The following is a 21,357-nucleotide window of genomic DNA, read 5'->3' on the forward strand; positions in this document are numbered from 1 at the left end:
GGCTGACGGTGTGTCTAGTACGAGCCGCCGGTGCGCAGCACATACGAGCAGACCATGATCTGGCCGCGCTGGAACAGCAGCTGCGCGATGCCCTGCACCTGCCGGTGCATCGGGCCGCCGCTCACCGGGGACACCCGCATGGTGAACAACGCCTGGGCCTGATACTGCGACAGGTACACGATCTTGTCGATCGAGGTCAGCTCGACCTCGGAGAACTGCTTGCGGAATGCGTCGCTGCTGAGCTTGGCCAAGGCCTGGTCGGATCGTTTGTCCTGGACGCCGTCGTACAGGCCGCACAGTGCGTTTCGGGCGATCTCGTCGATGTCGCGGTGCTCGAGCGCGTCCAGATAGCCCTGGATGGCCGTCTTCGCCGCGCCCTCGGAGAACGTCGTGCCGGTGTTGGCCCCGTTGGTGCGGACCCCGTACACGATGGCCACCGTCAGCACCGCGACGAGCACGATGGCCAGCACGATGCCGACGATCAGCCGCCGCTTGGACCGCTGCGGCGGGTACGGGAGCGGGCCCGGGGGCTGCCCGGCATAATTGGCGGAAGCGGGCCCTGCCTGCGGAGCTGGGGCGAAGCCCGGGCCACCGGTGTTGGGGTCATCCGGAAACTCGAGTGGCTGGGATTCGCTTGGGGGCTCATGTCCGCTCGGTCCGCCGCTGCCGCCCCCGACGGTGTGGTTCGGCGAGTGCGGACCTGCCATCGTGGTTCTCCTACGGTGGTAGACGGGACTGCAAGCGGGTTGCGGGCCCGAGCAATGTGATCCCGGCGACTTGAGTGAGTTCCCTAGGGAGGCTAGCGCACTGCCTCGCGCCGACCGTGCAAACAGCGACGGTCGAGACGCGTGAGTAAGCTAGATAACCTTACTAATGAAGGATGGAGTTTTCGTGACGATCGCGGTGACAGGTTCGATTGCGACCGACAATCTGATGCGGTTCCCCGGCCGGTTTTCCGAGCACCTGCTGGCCGAGCACCTGCAGAAGGTGTCCCTGAGTTTTCTCGTTGACGACCTGGTGATTCACCGCGGCGGCGTGGCCGGCAACATCGCCTTCGCCATCGGCGTCCTGGGCGGCGACGTGGCGCTGGTGGGTGCGGCCGGCGACGACTTCGGCGAGTACCGCGAATGGCTGCAGTCGCACGGCGTCAACTGCGACCACGTGCTGATCTCGCAGACCGCGAAAACCGCGCGTTTCGTCTGCACCACCGACCTGGACATGGCCCAGATCGCATCCTTCTATCCCGGTGCCATGTCGGAGGCCCGCAACCTCAAGCTCGCCGACCTCGCGTCCGCGGGCAAGCCCGACCTGGTGATCGTGGGGGCCAACGACCCGGACGCGATGGTGGTGCACACCGAGGAGTGCCGCAAGCTCGGCCTGCCGTTCGCCGCCGACCCGTCGCAGCAGTTGCCGCGCCTGTCCGGAGAGGAGATCGACAAGCTGGTCGATGGGGCCGCCTACCTGTTCACCAACGACTACGAGTGGGAACTGCTGCTCTCTAAGACCGGCTGGTCCGAGGCCGACGTGCAGAAGAAGGTCGACCTGCGGGTGACCACGCTGGGCGCCAAGGGCGTCGACATCGTCGAGCGCGACGGAACCATCACCCACGTCGGCGTGGTGCCCGAGACCAGCCAGACCGACCCCACCGGCGTCGGCGATGCGTTCCGGGCCGGTTTCCTCACCGGCCGCACCGCCGGGCTCAGCCTCGAGCGGTCGGCTCAGCTGGGTTCGCTGGTCGCCGTCCTGGTGCTGGAGTCCACCGGAACCCAGGAGTGGACGTGGGACTCCGCGGTCGCCAAGACCCGGCTGGCCGACGCCTACGGCGACGAGGCGGCCGCCGAGATCGCGGCGGTCCTCGCCTAGAGCGACGCCCCGCCCGGCCGCATCGAGTGTGAACTCACGGCGTCGAATGTGAGCTGACGGCGGCGACACGCCGAAAGCCCGCGCCCAGCCTGCACACTCGAAGACCGCACTCTAGAGCTGCACAGGATAGTGCGGCTCGCTGATCTGCGGCACCACGCTGTGCTCGACGAAGATCGCGTGCCAGAGCATGAAGATCAGCAGAGTCCACAGCCGGCGGCTGTGATCGCTGAGGCCGTTGCGATGCTCGTCGAGCATCCGGCGCACGGTGGCCTTGTCGACCAGGCGACCGGCCTGCGACGAGTCCACCATCGTGTAAGCCCACTCCAGCAGATCGCCCGCACGCAGCCAGTGCCGGATCGGCACCGGGAACCCGAGCTTGGGCCGGTGCAGCACGTGCGCCGGAACGATCGGCTCCAATGCGCGCCGCAGCGCGTACTTCGTCGTCGCGCGGGTGATCTTGGCCTCGACCGGCAGCCGCGAGGCGACGGCGAACACCTCGGGATCCAGGAACGGCACCCGAAGCTCCAGCGAGTTGGCCATGGTCATCTTGTCGGCCTTGACCAAGATGTCGCCGCGCAGCCAGGTGAACAGGTCGATGTGTTGCATGCGGGCCACCGGATCCCAGCCCGCTGATTCGGCGTACACCGACGCGGTGACGTCGGTATGGGTCCACTCCTCGCGAAAGTTGGGCAGCACGTCGCGCAGCTGCGCGTCGGAGAAGCTGCGGGCATTCCCGTAATAGCGCTCTTCGAGCGTCAGCGACCCGCGATGCAGCAGGCTCTTGCCCCGCATCCCGTCAGGCAGGGGTTTGGACACCTTGCCCATCGACCGCCGCAGCGGGCGCGGCAAATAGTTGAAGGGTTTCAGCGACAGCGGCTCGCGGTAAATCGTGTAGCCGCCGAACAGCTCGTCGGCGCCTTCGCCGGACAGCACCACCTTGACGTGCTTGCGGGCCTCCCGGGCGACGAAGAACAGCGGCACCAGGGCGGGGTCGGCCACCGGCTCGTCGAGGTACCAGACGATCTCGGGCAGGGCGGCGACGAACTCGTCGGGCTTGACCACCTTGGCGATGTGGCGGGCGCCGATCGCCTCGGCCGAGGCCACCGCGACGTCGATCTCAGAGAAGCCCTCGCGCTCGAAACCGGTGGTGAACGTGATCAGCCGGGGGTTGTGCCGGATGGCCAGCGCCGCGATGGCGGTGGAGTCGATCCCCCCGGACAAAAAGGCCCCGACGGTGACGTCGGCGCGCATGTGCTTGGCCACCGAGTCCTCGAGCACCGCGGTGATCTCGTCGTAGCGGGCCTGCTCGGTGTCACGGGTCATTGGCACCGCGGCAAAGCGCGGCGCGAAATAGCGGGTGACCTCGGGTTGCAGGCGGTCGGGACGGATCCGGGCGTAGCAGCCCGATTCAAGCCTGCGCACCCCCCGGTGCAGCGTCTCGGGCTCGGGCACGTACTGCAGGACCGTGTAGTGCTGCACCGCCCGCGCGTCGATCCCCGTGTCGAATCCGATCAGCTCGGCCAGGTCCAGCAGGCACTTCTTCTCGCTGGCCACGGCGGTGCCGCCGGCACCGGTCGCCATGAACAGTGGTTTGATGCCGAAAGGGTCTCGGGCGCAAAACAATTCACGCGTCTCGGTGTCCCACAGCGCGAACGCGAACATGCCGCGCAGCCGTGTCAAGACGTCGGTGCCCCAGTAGTGGTAGCCGGCGACGATTGCCTCGCCGTCGCCGTCGGTGGCGAAGACGGCGCCGTGCCGGGTGGCCAGTTCGTCGCGCAGCTCGAGGTAGTTGTAGATCTCGCCGTTGAACACCAGCACGTAGCGGTCGGGTGCCTCGGGCGGCCCCCAGCGCAGCGGCTGATGCGAATGCGCGATGTCGATGATGGACAGCCGGTTGAAGCCGAAAACGGCGGAGCCGTCGGTGTCCGGGTCCACCCAGGTGCCGGGCTCGTCAGGCCCGCGGTGGCGCATCGAATGCGACGCGCGCGCGACGGCATCGTCGGCTCGGGCGGCGGCCGCTTCTTCATCCGAGCCCTCCGGGGCGGCAACGAACGCCAGCAGACCACACACGGCGCCCCAGTATGCCGCACTTGGGGGACGTGCGTTGGCGTCGCACCCGGCACGTAAGCGAATGGCCGCGCAGCCTGGCGGGCCGGGGTTTCGTCGCCCGGCTCAGGCGCGTGGTCTACGCTGCGTAGTATTCGATATCCGAGCAGGAGGCGCTAACGTGACCCCTCGCGAGCAGGACCGTTCGCAACGTTTGTCGCAGGGCAGCTTTCGGCGCCATTCCGGGGGCACGGGGAAGGGTCCTTCCCGTCGTCTTCGGCCCTTCGCGCTGGCCATGACGTTGGGCGTGCTGGCGCTGTTCCTGAGCGGATGCAGCAGCTGGGCGGACGCGCTGGCGCTGGGCTGGCCGCGCGGCATCACCCCGGAGGCGCATCTCAACCGCGAACTGTGGATCGGCGCCGTGATCGCCTCGCTCGTGGTCGGCGGCATCGTGTTCGGGCTGATCTTCTGGGCGTCGGCCTTCCATCGCAAGAAGGTCACCGACACCGAGCTGCCGCGCCAGTTCGGCTACAACATGCCGCTGGAGCTGGCGCTCACCGTGACGCCGTTCCTCATCATCTCGGTGCTGTTCTACTTCACCGTGGTGGTGCAGGAGAAGATGCTGCACCTGGCCAAGGACCCCGAAGTAGTGATCGACGTCACGGCCTTCCAGTGGAACTGGAAGTTCGGCTACCAGCGCGTCGCCTTCAAAGACGGCACGCTGATCTACGACGGCACGGACCAGGCGCGCAAGAAGGCCATGCTGTCCAAGCCGGAGGGCAAGGACGCCCGCGGTGAAGAGCGGGTCGGGGCCGTTCGCGGGTTCAACACCTCGGACCGCCAGTACCTGAACTTCGACAAGGTCGAGACGCTGGGATCCAGCGACGAGATCCCGGTGCTGGTGCTGCCGACGGGCAAGCGCATCGAATTCGATCTGGCGTCCGCGGACGTGGTTCACACGTTCTGGGTGCCGGAGTTCCTGTTCAAGCGCGACGTGATCCCCAACGCCGACGCGAACAACTCGGTGCACGTTTTCCAGACCGAAGAGATCCAGACGCCGGGTGCGTTCGTGGGTCACTGCGCCGAGTTCTGCGGCACGTATCACTCGATGATGAACTTCGAGGTTCGGGTGGTGGCGCCCAACGACTTCAAGGCCTACCTGCAGCAGCGGATGGATGGAAAGAGCAACGCCGAGGCGTTGCAGGCGATCGGGCAGCCCCCGCTCGCGGTGACCACCCACCCGTTCGACACCAAGCGCGGTCAATTGGCCGGAAGCCAGTAGGTTAGGACACCAAATGCATATCGAAGCCAGGCTATTCGAATTCATCGCCGGGTTCTTCATCGTGGTTGCGGTGCTCTACGGGGCGCTGACCGCGGTCTTCGCCACCGGAGGTGTGGAGTGGGCGGGCACCACCGCGCTGGTGCTGACCGGTGGCCTGGCGTTGATCACGGCGACCTTTTTCCGCTTCGTGGCGCGCCGGCTGGACACCCGGCCGGAGGACTACGAGGGCGCTGAGATCAGTGATGGAGCAGGCGAATTGGGCTTCTTCAGTCCGCACAGCTGGTGGCCGATTCTGGTAGCGCTGTCGGGCTCGGTGATCGCGGTGGGCATCGCGCTGTGGTTGCCGTGGCTGATCGTCGCCGGGGTGATGTTCGTCCTGACGTCGGTGGCCGGGCTGGTCTTCGAGTACTACCTCGGTCCCGAGAAGCACTGATTCGCGGCATAAAGGTCACAATCAGATCACGTGATTGGTGGGCCGTTCGCCACGACGGCTTTGCCCCTTTGGGGTTCGGTAGTGTTTTGCCCAGGCAAACGAGGAATTTCCCCGCGCGCCCGCAACGATGTGATCGCGGAGTCTTGCGCGCAGGTGAGGCAGTCGAACAGGGTAGGCAAAGGCAGAGATGAGCGGGTCGAGACCCCCGGGATGGGATCCTGACGAACCCGACCCTGCCGACCCGATCAGCCACGAACCACATTCCGGCGACGAGCCGGCCGATGACCTCGGGCCCGGCGGCGTGCCGGGCGACGATCTGCAACTCGGCGCCGGCGGCGACGTCAAGGGCGAGCCAGAACCCCCCGAGGACAGCGCCGAACAGGGCGTCGCGAATCAGACCGACGAGACGGACGCGTACTCGCGGGCCTACTCGGCTCCGGAGTCCGAGCATTTCACCGGTCCCTACATGCCGGCCGATCTGCGGCTCTACGACTACGACGATTTCGACGAGTCCTCCGATGCCGACCACCAGCGCAGCACGGCGCGCTGGCCCTGGGTGGTGGGGATCGCCGCGATCGTGGCCGCGATCACGCTCGTCGTGTCGGTATCGCTGCTGTTCGCGCGCACCGATACGACCAAGCTTGCCAACCCCGCAACCAGCACCACCCCGTCCACGCCGCCGCTGCAGGACGAGATCACGACCACCAAACCGCCCCCGCCGCCGCCACCACCCACCACGGAACCGCCGCCCCCGACAGCAACGGAGACCCAGACTGTGACGGTGACGCCTGTTCCGGCACCGCCGCCCCCGCCCGCACCCGCTCCGGCGCCACCGCCGGCGACGTCCACGGCTGCCGCGCCCCCGCCGCCCACCACGCCGGCCGGCCCGCGTCAGGTGACCTACTCGGTGACCGGCAGCAAAGCCCCGGGCGACATCATTTCGGTGACCTATGTCGACGCGTCCGGCCGGCGGCGCACGCAGCACAACGTGTACATCCCGTGGTCGATGACCGTCACCCCGATCTCGCAATCCGACGTGGGCTCGGTAGAGGCGTCCAGCCTGTTCCGGGTCAGCAGGCTCAATTGCTCGATCACGACCAGCGATGGAACGGTGCTCTCGTCGAACAGCAACGACTCGCCGCAGACGAGCTGCTGATGGTCGGCAAATATTCGGCTTATCGGGGCGGCGTGGGCGACGACACCATCGCGCCCGAGGTCGTCGACCGCATCCTGATCGGCGCGTGCGCCGCCATTTACTTGGTGCTGCTGGGCGTCAGCGTGGCGGCGGCCGTTGCGCTGGCGGATCTGGGCAGGGGCTTTCACAAGGCGGCCAGCAGCCCGCACACCACCTGGGTGCTGTACGCCGTCATCATCGTTTCCGCGCTGATCATCGCGGCCGCGATCCCCATTCTGTTGCGCGCCCGCCGGATGTCGCAGTCCGAGCCGGCCGCCCAGGCGATGACGGCGCCGGCGCGCGGACCGGCAAGGCCGTCGGTACGGCTTGGGACCGGCGCCCTGCGCACCGGAACCGCCACGGTTCAAACGGCGCCGCCGCCCTCGGGGGCCGAGTGGTCAGGCGAGGCGGTGGACCGAGTCTGGTTGCGCGGCACCGTGATACTCGCCGGCACCATGGGCGCGGCGCTGATCGCGTGCGCAGCGGCGACCTACCTGATGGCGGTCGGTCACGATGGCGCGTCGTGGGTCGGATATGGGTTCGCCGGCGTCATCACCGCGGCCATGCCGGCGGTGGAGTGGCTGCACATTCGCCAGCTGCGCCAGGTTATCGCGGAGCAGTAGCCACCGCGACGTCACGGCGTTGACTTTTCGCCGTATTGCCATCGACATATAAACCACGCAGACGACACGCCGGGCAACGTCGCCGTGATTTATGTCTCGCGGTCACACCCGGCCGGTGCGCTGACGCAAGCCGTGCTGATTGCCTGGCTCCTCCGTCGTCCCGGGGGCCGATGAGGAGCCAGCCTGTCCGGGCTAGTGCTCGCCGCCCTCGCCGTTCGTCGAACCGTTTGTCGAACCGTTGAGGCCGTCCTGGTGTTCGCGCAGTGCGGTCAGGGCGCGCTGCTCAGAGCCGTGCGCCGCCTCCCGCAACGCCGCATCCTCGGACACCGGGTCGGCGAACATGAAGCTGCCGCTGCCCGGAGATCCGCCCGAGCCCAGCTTGTTCATCTTCGTGGGCAGAGCTGCGCCCTGGTACGCCAGCGGCAGCGGGTGGCCGTGGTCGTCGACGGGGCCCAGCGGCTGGTGCAGCTCGACGTAGGCGCCATGCGGCAGCCGCTTGATGATGCCGGTCTCGATACCGTGCTCGAGCACCGCGCGGTCGCTGCGCTGCAGTCCGATGCACCACCGGTAGGTGATGAAGTAGACGACCGGCGGAACGATCACCATGCCGATGCGCCCGATCCACGTCGTCGCGTTCAGCGAGATGTCGAACTTGAACGCGATGATGTCGTTCATCGCCGCCAGCGTCAGCAACATGTAGAACGCGATCGCCATCGCGCCTATCGACGTACGCACCGGCACGTCGCGCGGCCGCTGCAGCAGGTTGTGGTGCGCGTAGTCACCACTGAACCGCTTCTCCAGGAACGGGTAGACCATCAGCAGCCCGAAGATCCCACCCATGATCAACGCCACCCAGACGGCAGCGGGGACGGTGTGGTGCCAGAAGTAGAACTCCCATGGCGGCCAGATACGCGCCAGGCCTTCGGTCCACATCATGTAGAAGTCCGGCTGCGAACCGGCCGAGACGTGAGAAGGCTTGTAGGGGCCCAGGTTCCAGATCGGGTTGATCTGCAGCAGGCCACCCAGCAGGCCCAGCACGCCGACGATCGCGGCGAAGAACGCGCCGGATTTGACGGCGAACACCGGCATCACTCGCACGCCGACCACGTTGTGCTCGGTGCGACCGGGTCCGGGGAACTGGGTGTGCTTTTGGAACCACACCATGGCCAGGTGCAGCCCGATCAGCGCCAAGATGATGCCGGGCAGCAGCAGGATGTGCAGGGCATACATCCGCGGAATGATGTAACCCGCTGTGGCGCATTCGTTTCCGACGCCACCGCAGGGGAAGTCACCGCCGAACAGGGCCCAGTGCAACCAGGTGCCAATCACCGGCATGCCCAACGTGATCGACGACAGCGCGGCACGCAACCCGATGCCCGACAACAGGTCGTCGGGCAGCGAGTAACCGAAGTAACCCTCGAACATGGCCAGGATCAGCAGCAGCGAACCGATGACCCAGTTGGCCTCACGCGGCCGCCGGAAGGCGCCGGTGAAGAAGATGCGGGCCAGGTGCACCATGATCGACGCGGCGAAAATCAGTGCGGCCCAGTGGTGGACCTGCCGGACGAACAGGCCGCCGCGCACCTCGAAGGAGATGTCGAGGGTCGATGCGAAGGCCTTCGACATGTCCACGCCGCGCAGCGGCTGGTAGGCGCCGTTGTACGTGATCTCACCCATCGATGGATCGAAGAACAGTGTCAGGTACACACCGGTGAGCAGCAGCACGATGAAGCTGTACATCGCGATCTCACCCAAGAGGAACGACCAGTGGGTGGGGAAGACCTTGTTGAGCTGTCTGCGGACCGCACCCGACGGGTGGTAGCGCGTGTCGATGTCCTCGCCTTGACGGGCCAGGACATCGCCGATCTTCGGGGGACTGAATTTCGGACTCATGTTGTCGTCCTCTCCCAGAATGCCGGTCCGACGGGCTCGACGAAGTCACCGTTGGCGACCAGATACCCGTTGGTGTCGATGGTGATCGGCAGTTGCGCCAAGGCACGCGCGGCCGGCCCGAAAATCGGCTTGGCGAAGTGCAGCGCGTCGAACTGCGACTGGTGGCAGGGGCACAAAATCCGGTAGGACTGCTCCTCGTACAGCGAGGCGGGGCAACCCAGGTGCGAGCAGACCTTGGTGTAGGCGAAAAATTCGCCGAAGTTGAAGCTCTCCTGGCCCTGCCGTTTGACCACGCGGTCCATGTCGGTGGGCCGAACTCGGATGAGCATCACCGGGTTTCGTACACCCTGGTTGATGGCCCGCAGCATTTCCTGCGATTCCGGTGTGGTGCCGTCTCCGTCGGACTCCCGCCACGGGAAGACGGTTTCCATGCCGCCGGCGTCGAGGTCTTCGGGGCGCATCTTGACGAACGGCGACGTGGAGGCGGAGCCGGTGGCGCGTGCCAGATAGATGGTCTCGCCGTGGTAGCGCGGGGTCCACCCGGAAGTGAACAGCACGGCCTTCTTGCCGTCGGCGGTCTGCACCACCGGCTTCCACGGGTTCTTGATCAATCCACCAGCAAACGCGACCAGGGTGGAGAGGCCGAAGGCGCCCAGCCCCATCCCCAGCGACAGGCCGATCAGCTTGCGCCGCCCGACCGTGGAGCCCTGATACGCGTCGGCCAGGTTCGCCACCACCGTCTTGCGGTCGACGTCGCGCGAGGCGCCGTCGTGGCGGTCCTGGATCGAAATCTCTTCGGGGATAAAGCGTTTCTGATAGAGAACGACGCCGATCCCGATCGACAGGATCGCCATCCCGAAGGTCAGGCCGTACAGCGGGGTGGCGAGGTCGTAGAGGAAGCTCCCGGCCTCTTCTTTGGGCTTGTACTCCCACGGCCAGAACAAGAAGATCAGCAGCAGTGCCAGCCCGAAAAAGCCGCCCAGCAAAAGCCAGCGGGCGACGCCACGCTCGGCGCGCTTTTCGGCTTTGGTGCCCTCGATCGGCCAACGGGGTTCCTTGAACACCGTTTCGACGCCGTCCAGCTTGCCGCCCAGCGTTACCAGTTCCTGCTGCGACATGGCGGCCAGGGCCGCGTCGTCGGGCTCCCTCTCGCCGACGCCGTGCGGGCTCCCGCCGGTGTCAGAGCCGCGACCGTCTCTCCGATCCAAGGCGTCGCTCATCTTGCGCCGCTCCTACTCGTCGCTTCGGGCCCCTCGCCGCTGCGCGGCTGGGGGGACCCCCACTGCATCTTCGCTGCGCGGCTCATGCTCGCGCCCCAATCCACAGTGCCAGCCCGATGGCGGCGACCATCCCGATGATCCAGGCGGCCATACCCTCGGGCGCGGGCCCGAATCCGCCCAGGCCATAGCCGCCCGGCTGGCGCTCCTCGGTCACCGCCTTGATGTAGCCGATGATGTCCTTCTTGGCCTCGAAAGACAGCTGACGGTCGGAGAACTTCGGCATGTTCTGGGGGCCGGTCCGCATGGCCGCCAGGATCTGCTGCTCGTTGGCGGGCTCCAGGTCTGGCGCGTACTTACCCGACGACAGCGCCCCGCCTTTACCGGTGAAGTTGTGGCACGACGAGCAGTTCAGCCGGAACAGGTCGCCGCCGCGGCCCAGGTCCTGGCCGCGCAGCGAGCGCATCGCCAGGCTGCCGTCCGGGTTGCGCACCGTGGTCGGTCCGCCGCCGTTGGCCTGAACGTAAGCGCCCAGCGCGTCGACCTGACCCTCGTCGAAGATCGGTTCCTTGCGCGGCGCCTGGGCCTCACCGGTCATCGCCGGCATCCGGCCGGTCGACACCTGGAAGTAGACGGCTTCCTCGCCGACGCCGATCAGGCTCGGCCCGCGGTCGGGGACACCCTGCAGGTTGGCGCCGTGGCAGGACACGCACGACGTGTCGAACAGCTGCTTGCCGGTGCGCAGCAGTGCCGAGTTCGACTCGTCGGCGACGGCCACCTGCGGCTGCGGAGTCAGGATGGCGGCCAAACCGCCGGCGATGGTCAGCGCGATCAGCAGCAGCAGACCGCCGGACAGCCGGCGACGCAGCCGCCGTCGCGAACGGTCGCGCTGCCCCTGTGGCGGCCCGGCCGCACCGGGTCGGGTAGATCCCAGTTTCTTCAACCGAGCACTCCTGTTCGTCCAGCGCCTGCTCATCGGATGAAATAGATCACGGCGAACAGCGCGATCCACACGATGTCGACAAAATGCCAGTAGTACGAGACGACGATGCTGGCGGTAGCCTGCGCCGGCGTGAACTTGGTCATCGCGGTGCGGGCCAGCAAGAAGATGAAGGCGATCAACCCGCCGGTGACGTGCAGGCCGTGGAACCCGGTCGCCAGGTAGAACACGCTGCCATAGGCGCTCCCGGGGATAGTGGTCCCGTGCGACATCAGGTGGTAGTACTCGTAGCCCTGGCCGCAAACGAAGAACAGGCCCATCAGAAAGGTGAGCACGTACCAGCGGCGCAGCCCGAACACGTCGCCGCGCTCGGCCGCGAACACCCCCATCTGGCAGGTGAACGACGACGCGATCAGCACCAATGTGACTGGGACGGCCTGGTATAGGTTCAGCTCGGTCGGCGGTGGCGGCCACTTCCCGCCCGATTGGGCGCGAGCGGTGAAGTACATCGCGAAGAGGCCAGCAAAGAACATCAGCTCGCTGGAAAGCCAAACGATGGTGCCGACGCTGACCATGTTGGGTCGGTTCAGCGAATGCACCCGCGACGTAATTGCAGTACCCGAAGTCCCGGCAGCGCTGGTCACATACGCAAGTATGACGCTTTGTAGTTGTTGAACTCCACCCGGGGCGGCATTTGAATGTCTGGCGCGTCGCGGTGGCGCGCGGAGCGGGCGCCTCGCGGCGACGGTTGGGGCTGGTGTGGTCCGCGTGGGACCATCGGCGCGTGGCTTTGTCATCTGAGGCTTCGCCGTCCGGCGCGTCCGCAACATCATGGCCGCGGGTCCTGTCTCGTCTGACCGGCGGTAAGGACCTGATGCGTGGGCAGGCCGCCTGGGCCATGGACCAGATCATGGCGGGCGACGCCAGCCCCGCCCAGATCGCGGCCTTCGCGGTGGCGATGCAGGTGAAGGTTCCCACCTCGGCCGAAGTCATCGAGCTGGCCGAGGTGATGCTCAACCACGCGCTGCCGATTCCGGTCGGCGCCATCCGCGACGACACGGTCGACATCGTCGGTACCGGTGGCGACGGCAAAAACACCGTGAACCTGTCCACGATGGCGGCCATCGTGGTCGCGGCCGCCGGCGTGCCGGTGGTCAAACACGGCAACCGGGCGGCCTCTTCGCTGTCCGGCGGCGCCGACACGCTCGAGGCGCTCGGCATCAGGATCGACCTCGGGCCCGAAGATGTCGCACGCAGTCTCGCCGAGGTCGGCATCGGGTTCTGCTTCGCGCCACTGTTCCACCCGTCCTACCGGCACACCTCCGCGGTGCGCCGCGAGATCGGCGTGCCGACGGTGTTCAATCTCCTTGGGCCGCTTACCAATCCGGCCAGGCCGCGGGCCGGGTTGATCGGCTGCGCGTTCGCTGACCTCTCCGAGGTGATGGCCGGTGTGTTCGCAGCCCGCCGGTCCAGCGTGCTGGTGGTGCACGGCGACGACGGACTCGACGAGCTGACGACCACCACCACCAGCACGATCTGGCGGGTGCAGGCCGGCACGGTGGACAAGCTGACGTTCGATCCGGCCGGATTCGGTTTTCCCCGGGCCGATCTCGAGGACCTGCTGGGTGGTGACGCGCGGGCCAACGCGGCCGAGGTGCGTGCGGTGCTGGCCGGTGGCAAGGGCCCGGTGCGCGACGCCGTCGTCCTCAATGCCGGCGGCGCGATCGTCGCCCACGCGGGGTTATCCAGCCGCGCTGAATGGTTGCCGGCGTGGGAGGACGGGTTGGCCCGCGCCTGCAAGGCCATCGATTCCGGTGCGGCCGAACAACTGCTCGCGCGATGGGTGCGGTTCGGCCAGCAGGTCTGATTGCTGGAGGGCCTGCTCGGCGGCCAGTCGCGCCGAGCGCGCCGACGCGGCCCACGCCGACCAGGCGCCGGCCGACCGCAGCGGGGAGGCCCAGCCGCCCTCGGCGACCCGAACGATGCGCACCCCGGCCGTCGTCAGCCAGCGCATGATGAGTGCGGTCTCTTCGACCAGTGCGCCGCCCAGGGGGGCGGGTGCGAGCAAAATCGCTTGTGCCCCAGCAACGATCGCGTCGATGACCGGCATCGGCGGCACCCCGCGCCTGGCGCAGCCCGCCGCGGCGAGTTGGCCGTGTCGGATGACGGCCAGCTGATAGCCACCCTGGCCATCGGGTGCGGCGGCGATCAGCTCGGGCAACGCCGCCAGGGCACGCAGCCGCTGACCGCGCCACAGCGTCTCGACCGCGGTGACGGTGCGGTCGCGCAGTCGTGCGGCGCTCTCGAAGTGATGCCGCTCGGCGAGCGCACTGACCTGGTCCACGGCCGCGCTCAGCGCGGTGTTGTCGACGCCGTCGATCAACGCCGCGACCCGCGCCACGGCTGCGGCGTACTGGATAGCTGTGACGTCACGCGCGGCCGGGCAGGGCGACACCTCCGCCTCGGCACACAGCGGCCCGTGCAACGACGAGCGCCCCAGCCGGTTGGTGCAGGTTCGTAGCCCGGTGAACCGGGCCAGCAGGGCGGCCGTGTCGGCGGCGTCGGCGCGGGACCGGAAAGGGCCGAGGGCGCGGTCGTGCCGGGGCGCCCGCACCACCGCCAGGCGGGGGAATGCCTCCTCGGTCAGCGCCACCCACCACCATCGGTGGGGGAACCTCGACCGCCGGTTGTACGGCGGCGCGTGGGCGGCCAGCAGCCGCAGTTCGCGCACGCCGGCCTCCAGCGCGTGGGCGCACTCGACGTGGTCGACGGCGCCCGCCAGCGCGACCATCTCCTTCATGCGGCCGCGGGGGTCGGCGCCGGTGAAGTACTGATTGACCCTTCGTCGCAGATCAATTGCGGTGCCGATGTACAGCACCTCGCCCCCCGGCCCGCGGAACAGATACACGCCGGGCCGGCGCGGCAGGCCCTCGGCGAGCACCCGCTTGCGGCGCTGAGTGGGCGTCACGTCCGGCAGATAGGCGCGCAGGTCGGCGTAGGTATGCAAGCCCTGATTGCCCACTCGCTCGATGAGGGCGTGCAACACGTCGACGGTGGCGCGCGCATCATCGAGGGCGCGGTGGGTGGGTTGGGTGGCCACGGCGAACAGGCGCGCCAGGGAGGCCAGCCGCACGCTGGGGGCTTCCTCGCGGCTGAGCACCCGGCGGGCCAGCCGGACCGTGCACAACACCTGCGGCCGCGGCCAGGCGATATCGCATTGCTGCGCGGCGGCACGCAGGAAGCCCACGTCGAACCCTGCGTTGTGGGCGACCAGCACGGCTCCGCGGTCGAAGCCGGCGAACTCCAAAAACATCGCCAGCACCGCGTCGATGGTCGGTGCGTCGGTAACCATCGCGGTGGTGATGCCGGTCAGCTGCACGATCTGGGGCGGGATGCTGCGCTGCGGGTCCACCAGGGTGGCGAACTCGCCGAGCACCGCGCCGCCGCGCACCTTGACCGCCCCGATTTCGGTGATGGCGTCAGGAACGGTGCCCCCGGAGCTCTTGGTGCGCCCGCCGGTGGTCTCCAGGTCGACCACGACGAAGGTCGTTTCGCGCAGCGAGAGCTCGTCGGGTGTGAACGGCGACCCCACGTCGGCGAAGCTCAGCTGAGTCGCACCCCGGGAAGCCACGGCGGTGACGTTAAGGGTGACGACCGACACCGGCGCGGCTCCCACGCCGGGCGCGGCCGGAATGCGGGGACGGTACCTGTCGGTGCCCGCGGTTACCGTTCGGGCAGTGCGGCGTGACATTCGCCGAAGCCAGAGCGAGAGGACCGATCCGATGGCACCAAGAACTGGACCGACCGACATCGGCATGACGCCGCCGGAGCCGGGGACGCCGGTGGTGATCGACTGCGACGAGTGCGCGGTGCGCGGCCCCGGCTGCCGCGACTGTGTCGTCAGCGTGATACTCGGGGTCCCGGATACTTTATTGCAGGATGAACGAGCGGCTTTGGAAGTTCTCGCCGAGGTTGGCTTGGCGCCGCGACTTCGTCTCGTACCGATTCGTCGGGATCGCGGATCTGGTGTAGCGTAATTGCCTTGTCCCACAAAGGTCCTCGGGCACGCGAAATGATTCACATAGAAATGACAGAATTCTTTCTAATTTCTTAACCGCTTGCTTTGGACAAACGCCGATATCGTTTCGTAACCTGTTTGAGACCTAAACCAGCTCGACGACCTATTCGTCGATGGCCGTTTAAGGAAGCAAATCTTGAAGCTTGACTCTAGGAACCCGGTTGCGCGTGTCCTGACACGTTCGGCCATAGGGGCACTAGCTGGCTTCGCGATCTTCTCCGGCGTCATGACCGCCCCCGCGTGGGCCGACCCGGCCGAAGACGCCACGGCGAAACTCAACGAACTGTCTCGCCAGGCCGAGCAGACCACCGAGGCCATGCACAGCGCCCAGCTGGATCTGAACGACAAGCTGGCCGCGCAGCGCGCCGCGGACAAGAAGCACAACGACGACCAGGCCGCGGTCGATGCGGCCAAGGCGCATCTGTCGTCGTATCAGGACTCGGTCAACAAGCTGGCCGCCGCGACCTACATGGGCGGCCACGTCGACGGCATGGAGGCCATCCTGACCGCCGGCTCGCCACAGGGCCTGATCGACAAGCTGGCGGTGCAGCGGGTGATGGCCGCGCAGATGGCCAGCCAGATGAAGAGCTACCGGATCGCCGGGGACCAGGCCGCCAAGGCCGAGAAGGAGTCCGCCAAGTCGGCTGCCGACGCCAAGAGCGCGGCCGAGCAGGCCGCCGCGGTCCGGGCGAGCCTGCAGTCCAAGCAGAGTCAGCTGCAGGTGCAGATCGCCGTCGTCAAGTCGCAATACCTTTCTTTGACTGCCGATCAGCGCACCGCGCTGGCCAATCCCGGACCGGCCGCCCCGGCGGCCGCACCCGGCCCCGGCGCCCCGGCGCCGGAAGCGGCGCCCCCGGGCACGCCTCCCGGGCAGGCGCCGGGTGAGGCTCCGCCCCCCGGCGGGATACCCGGCATGCCCGGTATGGCCCCCGACGGTGTCGGCGGCGGCGACCGCGCCACCGTCGTGCAGGCCGCGCTGACCCAGGTCGGTTCACCCTATGTGTGGGGTGGCGCCGCGCCCGGCGGATTCGACTGCTCCGGCCTGGTGATGTGGGCGTTCCAGCAGGCGGGTATCTCGCTGCCGCACTCCAGCCAGGCGATGGCCCACGGCGGTCAGGCGGTGTCGCTGTCGGATCTGCAGCCCGGTGACGTGCTGACCTTCTATTCCGACGCGTCGCACGCCGGGCTTTACATCGGTGACGGCATGATGATCCACTCGTCCACCTACGGCGTCCCGGTACGGGTGGTGCCGATGAACTCCTCCGGCCCGATTTACGACGCCCGCCGTTACTAGAGAACTTCGGCCGCGCCGGCGGCTCCCGATGCTGCTGGCTTGGCTGTTCGTCGTCGAACTGCTCGTGGTTGCGGCCGTGCCGTTCGACGCCGTGCGTGAGAGCCGGATCCGACCCGCACAGCTGGTCATGCCCGCCCGCAGCCAAATCGGTGCGTCAACGAAGTCGATCACCGTCGGCGATCGCACCGTGCGGCTGTTGGGCCTCGGCGGGCCCGCCAGTGACCGGTTGCTGGCCCGGGTGGCCGCGAACATGGGTGCGGCGATCACCGCGGTCGAGTCGTTCTGGGGCGTCGACTGGCCCCACGAGATCTCTGTGGTCGCGGCTGGTACGGACGAGGAATTCCGCGCCGCCGCCGGTGGGGGACCGGCGTCCCAGTGGGCCGATATCGCGGCCGTGACGGTCGTCGACCGCCTCGATCCCGTTCGCCGGGTTGCCGTCGGCCAACGGATCGTGTTCGCGCCGGGCGCTGCCGGAATGAGCGCCGCATCGTTGCGAATCGTGTTGGCCCACGAGCTGTTTCACTACGCCGCCCGCACCGACACCGTCGCGGATGCCCCCCGCTGGCTCACCGAGGGGGTGGCCGACTTCGTCGGCCGCCCACCCACGCCGGTGCCCGCCGACAGCTTGCTACCCATGACGCTGCCCACCGACAGCGACCTCGACGAGCCGGGGGCACAGCGCTCGCTGGCCTATGACCGCGCCTGGTGGTTCGCCCGATTCGTTGCCGACGCCTATGGGCCGCCGAAGTTGCGCGACCTCTACCTGGCCACCTGCGGCATCCGGCACACCGACGTGGCCGCCGCCGGCCAAGACGTGCTGGGAACCAGCCCGGCGGGCCTGCTCACGCGCTGGCAACAGTGGCTGACCCACTAGGGCCGGCCCGCCCGGCTCGCGGCCGCGGCCCAGCTCAGACCGTGTGCACCGTGCGCGTTGCGGCCCAGCTAGCCTGACGCAGGTGAGTCGGGTCCTGCTGGTAACCAACGACTTTCCGCCCCGCCCGGGCGGCATCCAGTCGTACCTCGGTGAGTTAGTCGGCCGGCTGGTCGATGCCGGGTCGCACGCGGTGACCGTGTACGCGCCGCAATGGAAGGGTGCGAAGGCATACGACGAGGCCGCCGAATATCGGGTGGTGCGCCACCCGGGCACGCTGATGCTGCCCGGCCCGGCGGTCGATACCCGGATGCGGCGGCTGATCGCCGACCAGGACATCGACACCGTCTGGTTCGGCGCGGCCGCGCCGCTGGCGCTACTGGCCCAGCGTGCCCGCGGGGCCGGGGCGAGCCGGGTGCTGGCCAGCACGCACGGCCACGAGGTCGGGTGGTCGATGCTCCCGGTCGCGCGCTCGGTGCTGCGCCGCATTGGCGACGACACCGACGTCGTCACCTTCGTCAGCCGCTACACCCGTTCCCGGTTCGCGCCGGCCTTCGGTCCCAAGGCTTCGCTGGAATACGTGCCGTCCGGAGTGGACATCGACCGGTTCCGGCCCGATCCGGCGGGCCGCGCGCAGCTGCGTGACCGCTATGGGCTGGGGGAGCGGCCGACCGTGGTCTGTGTGTCCCGGCTGGTGCCGCGAAAAGGCCAGGACATGCTCATCAAGGCCCTGCCGTTGATCCGGCGACGCGTCGAGGGAGCCGCGCTGGTCATCGTCGGCGGCGGCCCGTATGCGGACTCGCTGCGCGCACTGGCCCGCGAGTGCGGGGTGGCCGACGATGTGATCTTCACCGGCGGTGTACCGCTCGCTGAGTTGCCGACGCACCACGCGCTGGCCGACGTGTTCGCGATGCCGTGCCGCACCCGCGGCGCCGGGTTGGACGTCGAGGGGTTGGGCATCGTATTCCTCGAGGCGTCGGCGACCGGCGTGCCGGTGATCGCCGGAAAATCCGGGGGAGCGCCAGAAACTGTGCAACACAACAAGACTGGGCTGGTAGTCGACGGCCGCGAGGTGCACGAAATCGCCGATGCCGTCACCGAGTTGCTCACCGATCGCGACCGGGCCGCCGCGATGGGCGCGGCCGGGCGCGACTGGGTGACGGCACAATGGCGCTGGGACACCCTGGCGGCGCGGTTGGGCACGCTGCTCGGCTGAACGGCGGTGCCGCCAGCTCGGCGCTGGACGATTAGTCCTTCTGGTAGATGGCCTCGATATCGGAGGCGAACTTCTCGGCCACCACGTTGCGCTTGACCTTCATCGTCGGCGTCAGTTCACCGGTGTCTTCGGTGAAATCGACCGGCAGGATGCGGAACTTGCGAATCGACTCCGCGTGCGACACCGCCTGATTGGCGTCCTTGATCGCCGCGTCCACCTCGGCGACCAGGTCGGGATCGGTGGTCAGATCGCTCACCGACGCGCCGGCCCCCTTCTGGTTGCGTTGCTTCCAGCCGTCGAACGCTTCCGGGTCGATGGTGATCAGCGCGCCGATGAACGGCTTGTTGTCCCCGACGACCATCGCCTGGCTGATCAACGGATGCGCCCGCAGCCGGTCCTCCAGCACGGCCGGCGCGACATTCTTGCCGCCGGCGGTCACGATGATCTCCTTCTTGCGCCCGGTGATCTTCAAGAAGCCGTCTTCATCGAGCACGCCCAGGTCGCCGGTCCTGAACCAGCCATCGGTGAAGGCGTCGTCGGTGGCCTGCTCGTTGCGCCAGTAGCCACTGAACACCACGCCGCCACGCACCAGCAGTTCGCCGTCTTCGGCGATACGCATGCTGTTGCCGGGCACCAACGTTCCGACGGTGCCGATCTTGACGTTGCCGACCTGGTTGACCGTGATCGCCGAGCTGGTCTCGGTCAGGCCGTAACCCTCGTGGATGGTCAGACCCACGCCGCGGTAGAAGTGCCCCAGCCGCGAGCCCAGCGGCGCGCCGCCGGAGACGGCCGCGTGGCAGTCGCCGCCCAGCGCGGCGCGCAGTTTGTTGTACACCAGCCGGTCGAACAAGGCGTGCTTGGCGCGCAAAACAGGCCCGCGGCGGCCGCGGTCCTGCGCCTCGCTCCAGTCGACGGCGGTTTGGACGGCCGTCGCGAAGATCCGCCCCTTGCCGTCGTTGGAGGCGTTCTGCTCGGCGGTGTTGTAAACCTTCTCGAACACCCGCGGCACCGACACCACCACGGTCGGCTTGAACACCGCGAACAGCGGCACCAGGTTCTTGATGTCACTGGTGAAGCCGACGGTGACCTTGTTGGCGAACGCGGACAACGTGAGTGAGCGGGCCAGCACGTGAGCCAGCGGCAAGAAGACCAGCAGCCGCTGTCCTTCGTCGAGCAGCGTCGGCAGGCTCTCCTTAGCGCCGCGGGTCTCGTAAAGCAGATTCGAATGTGTCAGTTGGCAGCCCTTGGGCCGCCCGGTGGTGCCCGAGGTGTAGATGAGTGTCGCCGGATCCTTGGCCCGCAGCGCCTCGAGACGCGACGTCAGCTCGGCCGGTTCCACCGACGCGCCGGCCTCCACCAGCTGGTCGAGCGCCTTGGGGCCCGAACCGTCGATGTGCAGTACCCGGCGCAGCGCGGGCAGTTCGGCGGTCAGCTCGGTCACCATCGCCGCGTGCTCGTCGGTTTCGGCGAACGCCAGCACCGCCTCGGAGTCCTGCAGCACCCAGCGCACCTGCTCGGCCGACGACGTCTCATAGATCGGCACGGTGACCGCGCCCACCGACAGGATCGCCAGGTCGAGGATTGCCCATTCGTAGCGGGTGGCAGAGAAGATGGACACCCGGTCGCCGGCCCGCACGCCCAGGGAAATCAAACCGAGTGCGGCGGAGCGGATCTGATCAGCCGCCTCGCCGCAGGTGACGTCGGTCCACTCACCGTCGACTTGACGCTGGTAGATGACGAAGCTGGGGTCGTCGCGCTCGTGTTCGAAGACCATCGCCGCGATGTTGTCCTGTTCGCCGACGGGAAAGCGGGCGGGGACGCTGTACTCACGCACTCTTGTGACCTCGATTGACCTCGTGAAGGTTCCCGGGAGCCGGGTTGTACGTTGACCAGCCTAATCCGCGCGTTGAGCCAGCACGGCCAGACTGGGTCAGGCCGGCACCGCGATTGCCCGCCGCGACGTCGGGGAGCGCCCTCGGCGGGGCGCCGCGGGCCGGTGTGTGAAGCTGTGGTCGTGAACAGCATCCAGATCGCGGATGAGACGTTCGTCGCCGCCGCCGGCGCACGGGTGGGTGCCGCGGTCGCCGATCAGGCGAACTGGCGCCGCTGGTGGCCGGACCTGCGGCTGCAGGTCGTCGAGGATCGCGGGGAAAGGGGCATCCGGTGGGCGGTCACCGGCGCGCTGACCGGGACCATGGAGATCTGGCTGGAGCCGTCGCTGGACGGCGTCGTGCTGCACTACTTCCTGCACGCCGAGCCGACCGGGGTGGCGGCCTGGCAGCTGGCCAAGCTGAACTTGGCGAAGATGACGCACCGCCGTCGGGTGGCGGGCAAGAAAATGGCCTTCGAGGTCAAGGCGACACTGGAACGGTCACGTCCGGTCGGAGTTTCTCCGGTAGTTTAGCCGGGTCAGGTCCGCGCAGAGAG

18 protein-coding genes and 1 pseudogene are annotated in these 21,357 nt (G+C 67.9%); 11 read left to right on the plus strand and 8 right to left on the minus strand.

Going from position 1 to position 21,357, the window contains the following annotated elements; all coding sequences use genetic code 11:
- Positions 1-14 precede the first annotated feature (14 nt).
- Positions 15-707, minus strand: a complete 693-nt coding sequence (locus VFW69_RS11625; protein WP_526501316.1) for an Rv0361 family membrane protein — start codon at positions 705-707, stop codon at positions 15-17.
- A gap of 184 nt (positions 708-891) precedes the next feature.
- On the opposite strand from VFW69_RS11625, the gene VFW69_RS11630 reads away from it, so the two are divergent.
- The gene (locus VFW69_RS11630; RefSeq protein WP_526501318.1) at positions 892-1,863 is read left to right on the plus strand and encodes a carbohydrate kinase family protein; all 972 of its coding nucleotides are present in this window, start codon (positions 892-894) and stop codon (positions 1,861-1,863) included.
- Positions 1,864-1,974: 111 nt separating this feature from the next.
- Here VFW69_RS11630 and asnB read toward each other — a convergent pair whose 3' ends face one another.
- Complete coding sequence (gene asnB, locus VFW69_RS11635) at positions 1,975-3,933, minus strand: asparagine synthase (glutamine-hydrolyzing) (RefSeq protein WP_526501320.1); 1,959 nt, start codon at positions 3,931-3,933, stop codon at positions 1,975-1,977.
- A gap of 157 nt (positions 3,934-4,090) precedes the next feature.
- On the opposite strand from asnB, the gene ctaC reads away from it, so the two are divergent.
- The 4 genes from ctaC (at position 4,091) to VFW69_RS11655 (ending at position 7,421) form a co-directional block, all read left to right on the plus strand.
- Positions 4,091-5,191, plus strand: coding sequence for an aa3-type cytochrome oxidase subunit II (ctaC, locus tag VFW69_RS11640; RefSeq protein WP_526501322.1), 1,101 nt, complete (start codon positions 4,091-4,093; stop codon positions 5,189-5,191).
- Positions 5,192-5,204: 13 nt separating this feature from the next.
- Positions 5,205-5,624 carry an aa3-type cytochrome oxidase subunit IV gene (gene ctaF, locus VFW69_RS11645; protein ID WP_526501324.1) on the plus strand — a complete coding sequence of 140 codons (420 nt, stop codon included), beginning with the start codon at positions 5,205-5,207 and terminating at the stop codon, positions 5,622-5,624.
- Positions 5,625-5,811: 187 nt separating this feature from the next.
- Positions 5,812-6,780 carry an MmpS family transport accessory protein gene (locus VFW69_RS11650; RefSeq protein ID WP_526501326.1) on the plus strand — a complete coding sequence of 323 codons (969 nt, stop codon included), beginning with the start codon at positions 5,812-5,814 and terminating at the stop codon, positions 6,778-6,780.
- Entirely contained in the window at positions 6,780-7,421 is a 642-nt protein-coding gene (locus tag VFW69_RS11655; RefSeq protein WP_526501328.1) for a DUF2561 family protein, read from the plus strand. The genes VFW69_RS11650 and VFW69_RS11655 overlap by 1 nt, the downstream gene beginning before the upstream one ends.
- Positions 7,422-7,613: 192 nt before the next feature.
- On the opposite strand, the gene qcrB is transcribed toward VFW69_RS11655, so the two are convergent.
- The 4 genes from qcrB to ctaE form a co-directional block, all read right to left on the minus strand.
- Positions 7,614-9,314: a cytochrome bc1 complex cytochrome b subunit gene (gene qcrB / locus VFW69_RS11660; RefSeq protein WP_526501330.1), complete on the minus strand. Its 1,701-nt coding sequence runs from the start codon at positions 9,312-9,314 to the stop codon at positions 7,614-7,616.
- Positions 9,311-10,534: a cytochrome bc1 complex Rieske iron-sulfur subunit gene (gene qcrA, locus VFW69_RS11665; RefSeq protein WP_526501332.1), complete on the minus strand. Its 1,224-nt coding sequence runs from the start codon at positions 10,532-10,534 to the stop codon at positions 9,311-9,313. Before qcrA ends, qcrB begins: the two co-directional genes overlap by 4 nt.
- 82 nt (positions 10,535-10,616) lie before the next feature.
- Positions 10,617-11,474 carry a cytochrome bc1 complex diheme cytochrome c subunit gene (gene qcrC / locus VFW69_RS11670; protein ID WP_526501334.1) on the minus strand — a complete coding sequence of 286 codons (858 nt, stop codon included), beginning with the start codon at positions 11,472-11,474 and terminating at the stop codon, positions 10,617-10,619.
- A 29-nt stretch (positions 11,475-11,503) separates the two neighbouring features.
- Positions 11,504-12,115, minus strand: a complete 612-nt coding sequence (ctaE, locus tag VFW69_RS11675) for an aa3-type cytochrome oxidase subunit III (protein ID WP_526501336.1) — start codon at positions 12,113-12,115, stop codon at positions 11,504-11,506.
- 140 nt (positions 12,116-12,255) lie between these two features.
- Between ctaE and trpD the strand changes: the two genes are divergently transcribed.
- Positions 12,256-13,338 carry an anthranilate phosphoribosyltransferase gene (trpD, locus tag VFW69_RS11680; protein WP_526501338.1) on the plus strand — a complete coding sequence of 361 codons (1,083 nt, stop codon included), beginning with the start codon at positions 12,256-12,258 and terminating at the stop codon, positions 13,336-13,338.
- Here trpD and VFW69_RS11685 read toward each other — a convergent pair.
- A pseudogene (locus tag VFW69_RS11685) lies at positions 13,276-15,288 on the minus strand (DEDD exonuclease domain-containing protein); the annotation flags it as partial. The gene trpD and the pseudogene VFW69_RS11685 sit on opposite strands and share 63 nt — an antisense overlap.
- On the opposite strand from VFW69_RS11685, the gene VFW69_RS11690 reads away from it, so the two are divergent.
- From VFW69_RS11690 to pimB, 4 genes are all read left to right on the plus strand, one after another.
- Positions 15,254-15,508 carry a hypothetical protein gene (locus VFW69_RS11690; RefSeq protein ID WP_526501340.1) on the plus strand — a complete coding sequence of 85 codons (255 nt, stop codon included), beginning with the start codon at positions 15,254-15,256 and terminating at the stop codon, positions 15,506-15,508. The pseudogene VFW69_RS11685 and the gene VFW69_RS11690 sit on opposite strands and share 35 nt — an antisense overlap.
- Before the next feature lie 177 nt (positions 15,509-15,685).
- The gene (gene ripC, locus VFW69_RS11695) at positions 15,686-16,843 is read left to right on the plus strand and encodes a peptidoglycan hydrolase RipC (protein WP_526501342.1); all 1,158 of its coding nucleotides are present in this window, start codon (positions 15,686-15,688) and stop codon (positions 16,841-16,843) included.
- Between the two features lie 28 nt (positions 16,844-16,871).
- On the plus strand, positions 16,872-17,717 hold the full coding sequence (locus VFW69_RS11700) for a hypothetical protein (RefSeq protein WP_526501344.1): 846 nt from the start codon (positions 16,872-16,874) through the stop codon (positions 17,715-17,717).
- 82 nt (positions 17,718-17,799) lie between these two features.
- Positions 17,800-18,930: a GDP-mannose-dependent alpha-(1-6)-phosphatidylinositol monomannoside mannosyltransferase gene (pimB, locus tag VFW69_RS11705; RefSeq protein WP_526501346.1), complete on the plus strand. Its 1,131-nt coding sequence runs from the start codon at positions 17,800-17,802 to the stop codon at positions 18,928-18,930.
- A 31-nt stretch (positions 18,931-18,961) separates the two neighbouring features.
- Here pimB and VFW69_RS11710 read toward each other — a convergent pair whose 3' ends face one another.
- A complete protein-coding gene (locus tag VFW69_RS11710; RefSeq protein ID WP_526501348.1) occupies positions 18,962-20,764 on the minus strand; it encodes an AMP-dependent synthetase/ligase in 1,803 nt (600 codons plus the stop codon).
- 180 nt (positions 20,765-20,944) lie between these two features.
- On the opposite strand from VFW69_RS11710, the gene VFW69_RS11715 reads away from it, so the two are divergent.
- On the plus strand, positions 20,945-21,334 hold the full coding sequence (locus tag VFW69_RS11715; protein WP_526501350.1) for a polyketide cyclase / dehydrase and lipid transport: 390 nt from the start codon (positions 20,945-20,947) through the stop codon (positions 21,332-21,334).
- Positions 21,335-21,357 lie beyond the last annotated feature (23 nt).

Source organism: Mycobacterium sp. (assembly GCF_036273375.1).
GTDB lineage: Bacteria > Actinomycetota > Actinomycetes > Mycobacteriales > Mycobacteriaceae > Mycobacterium.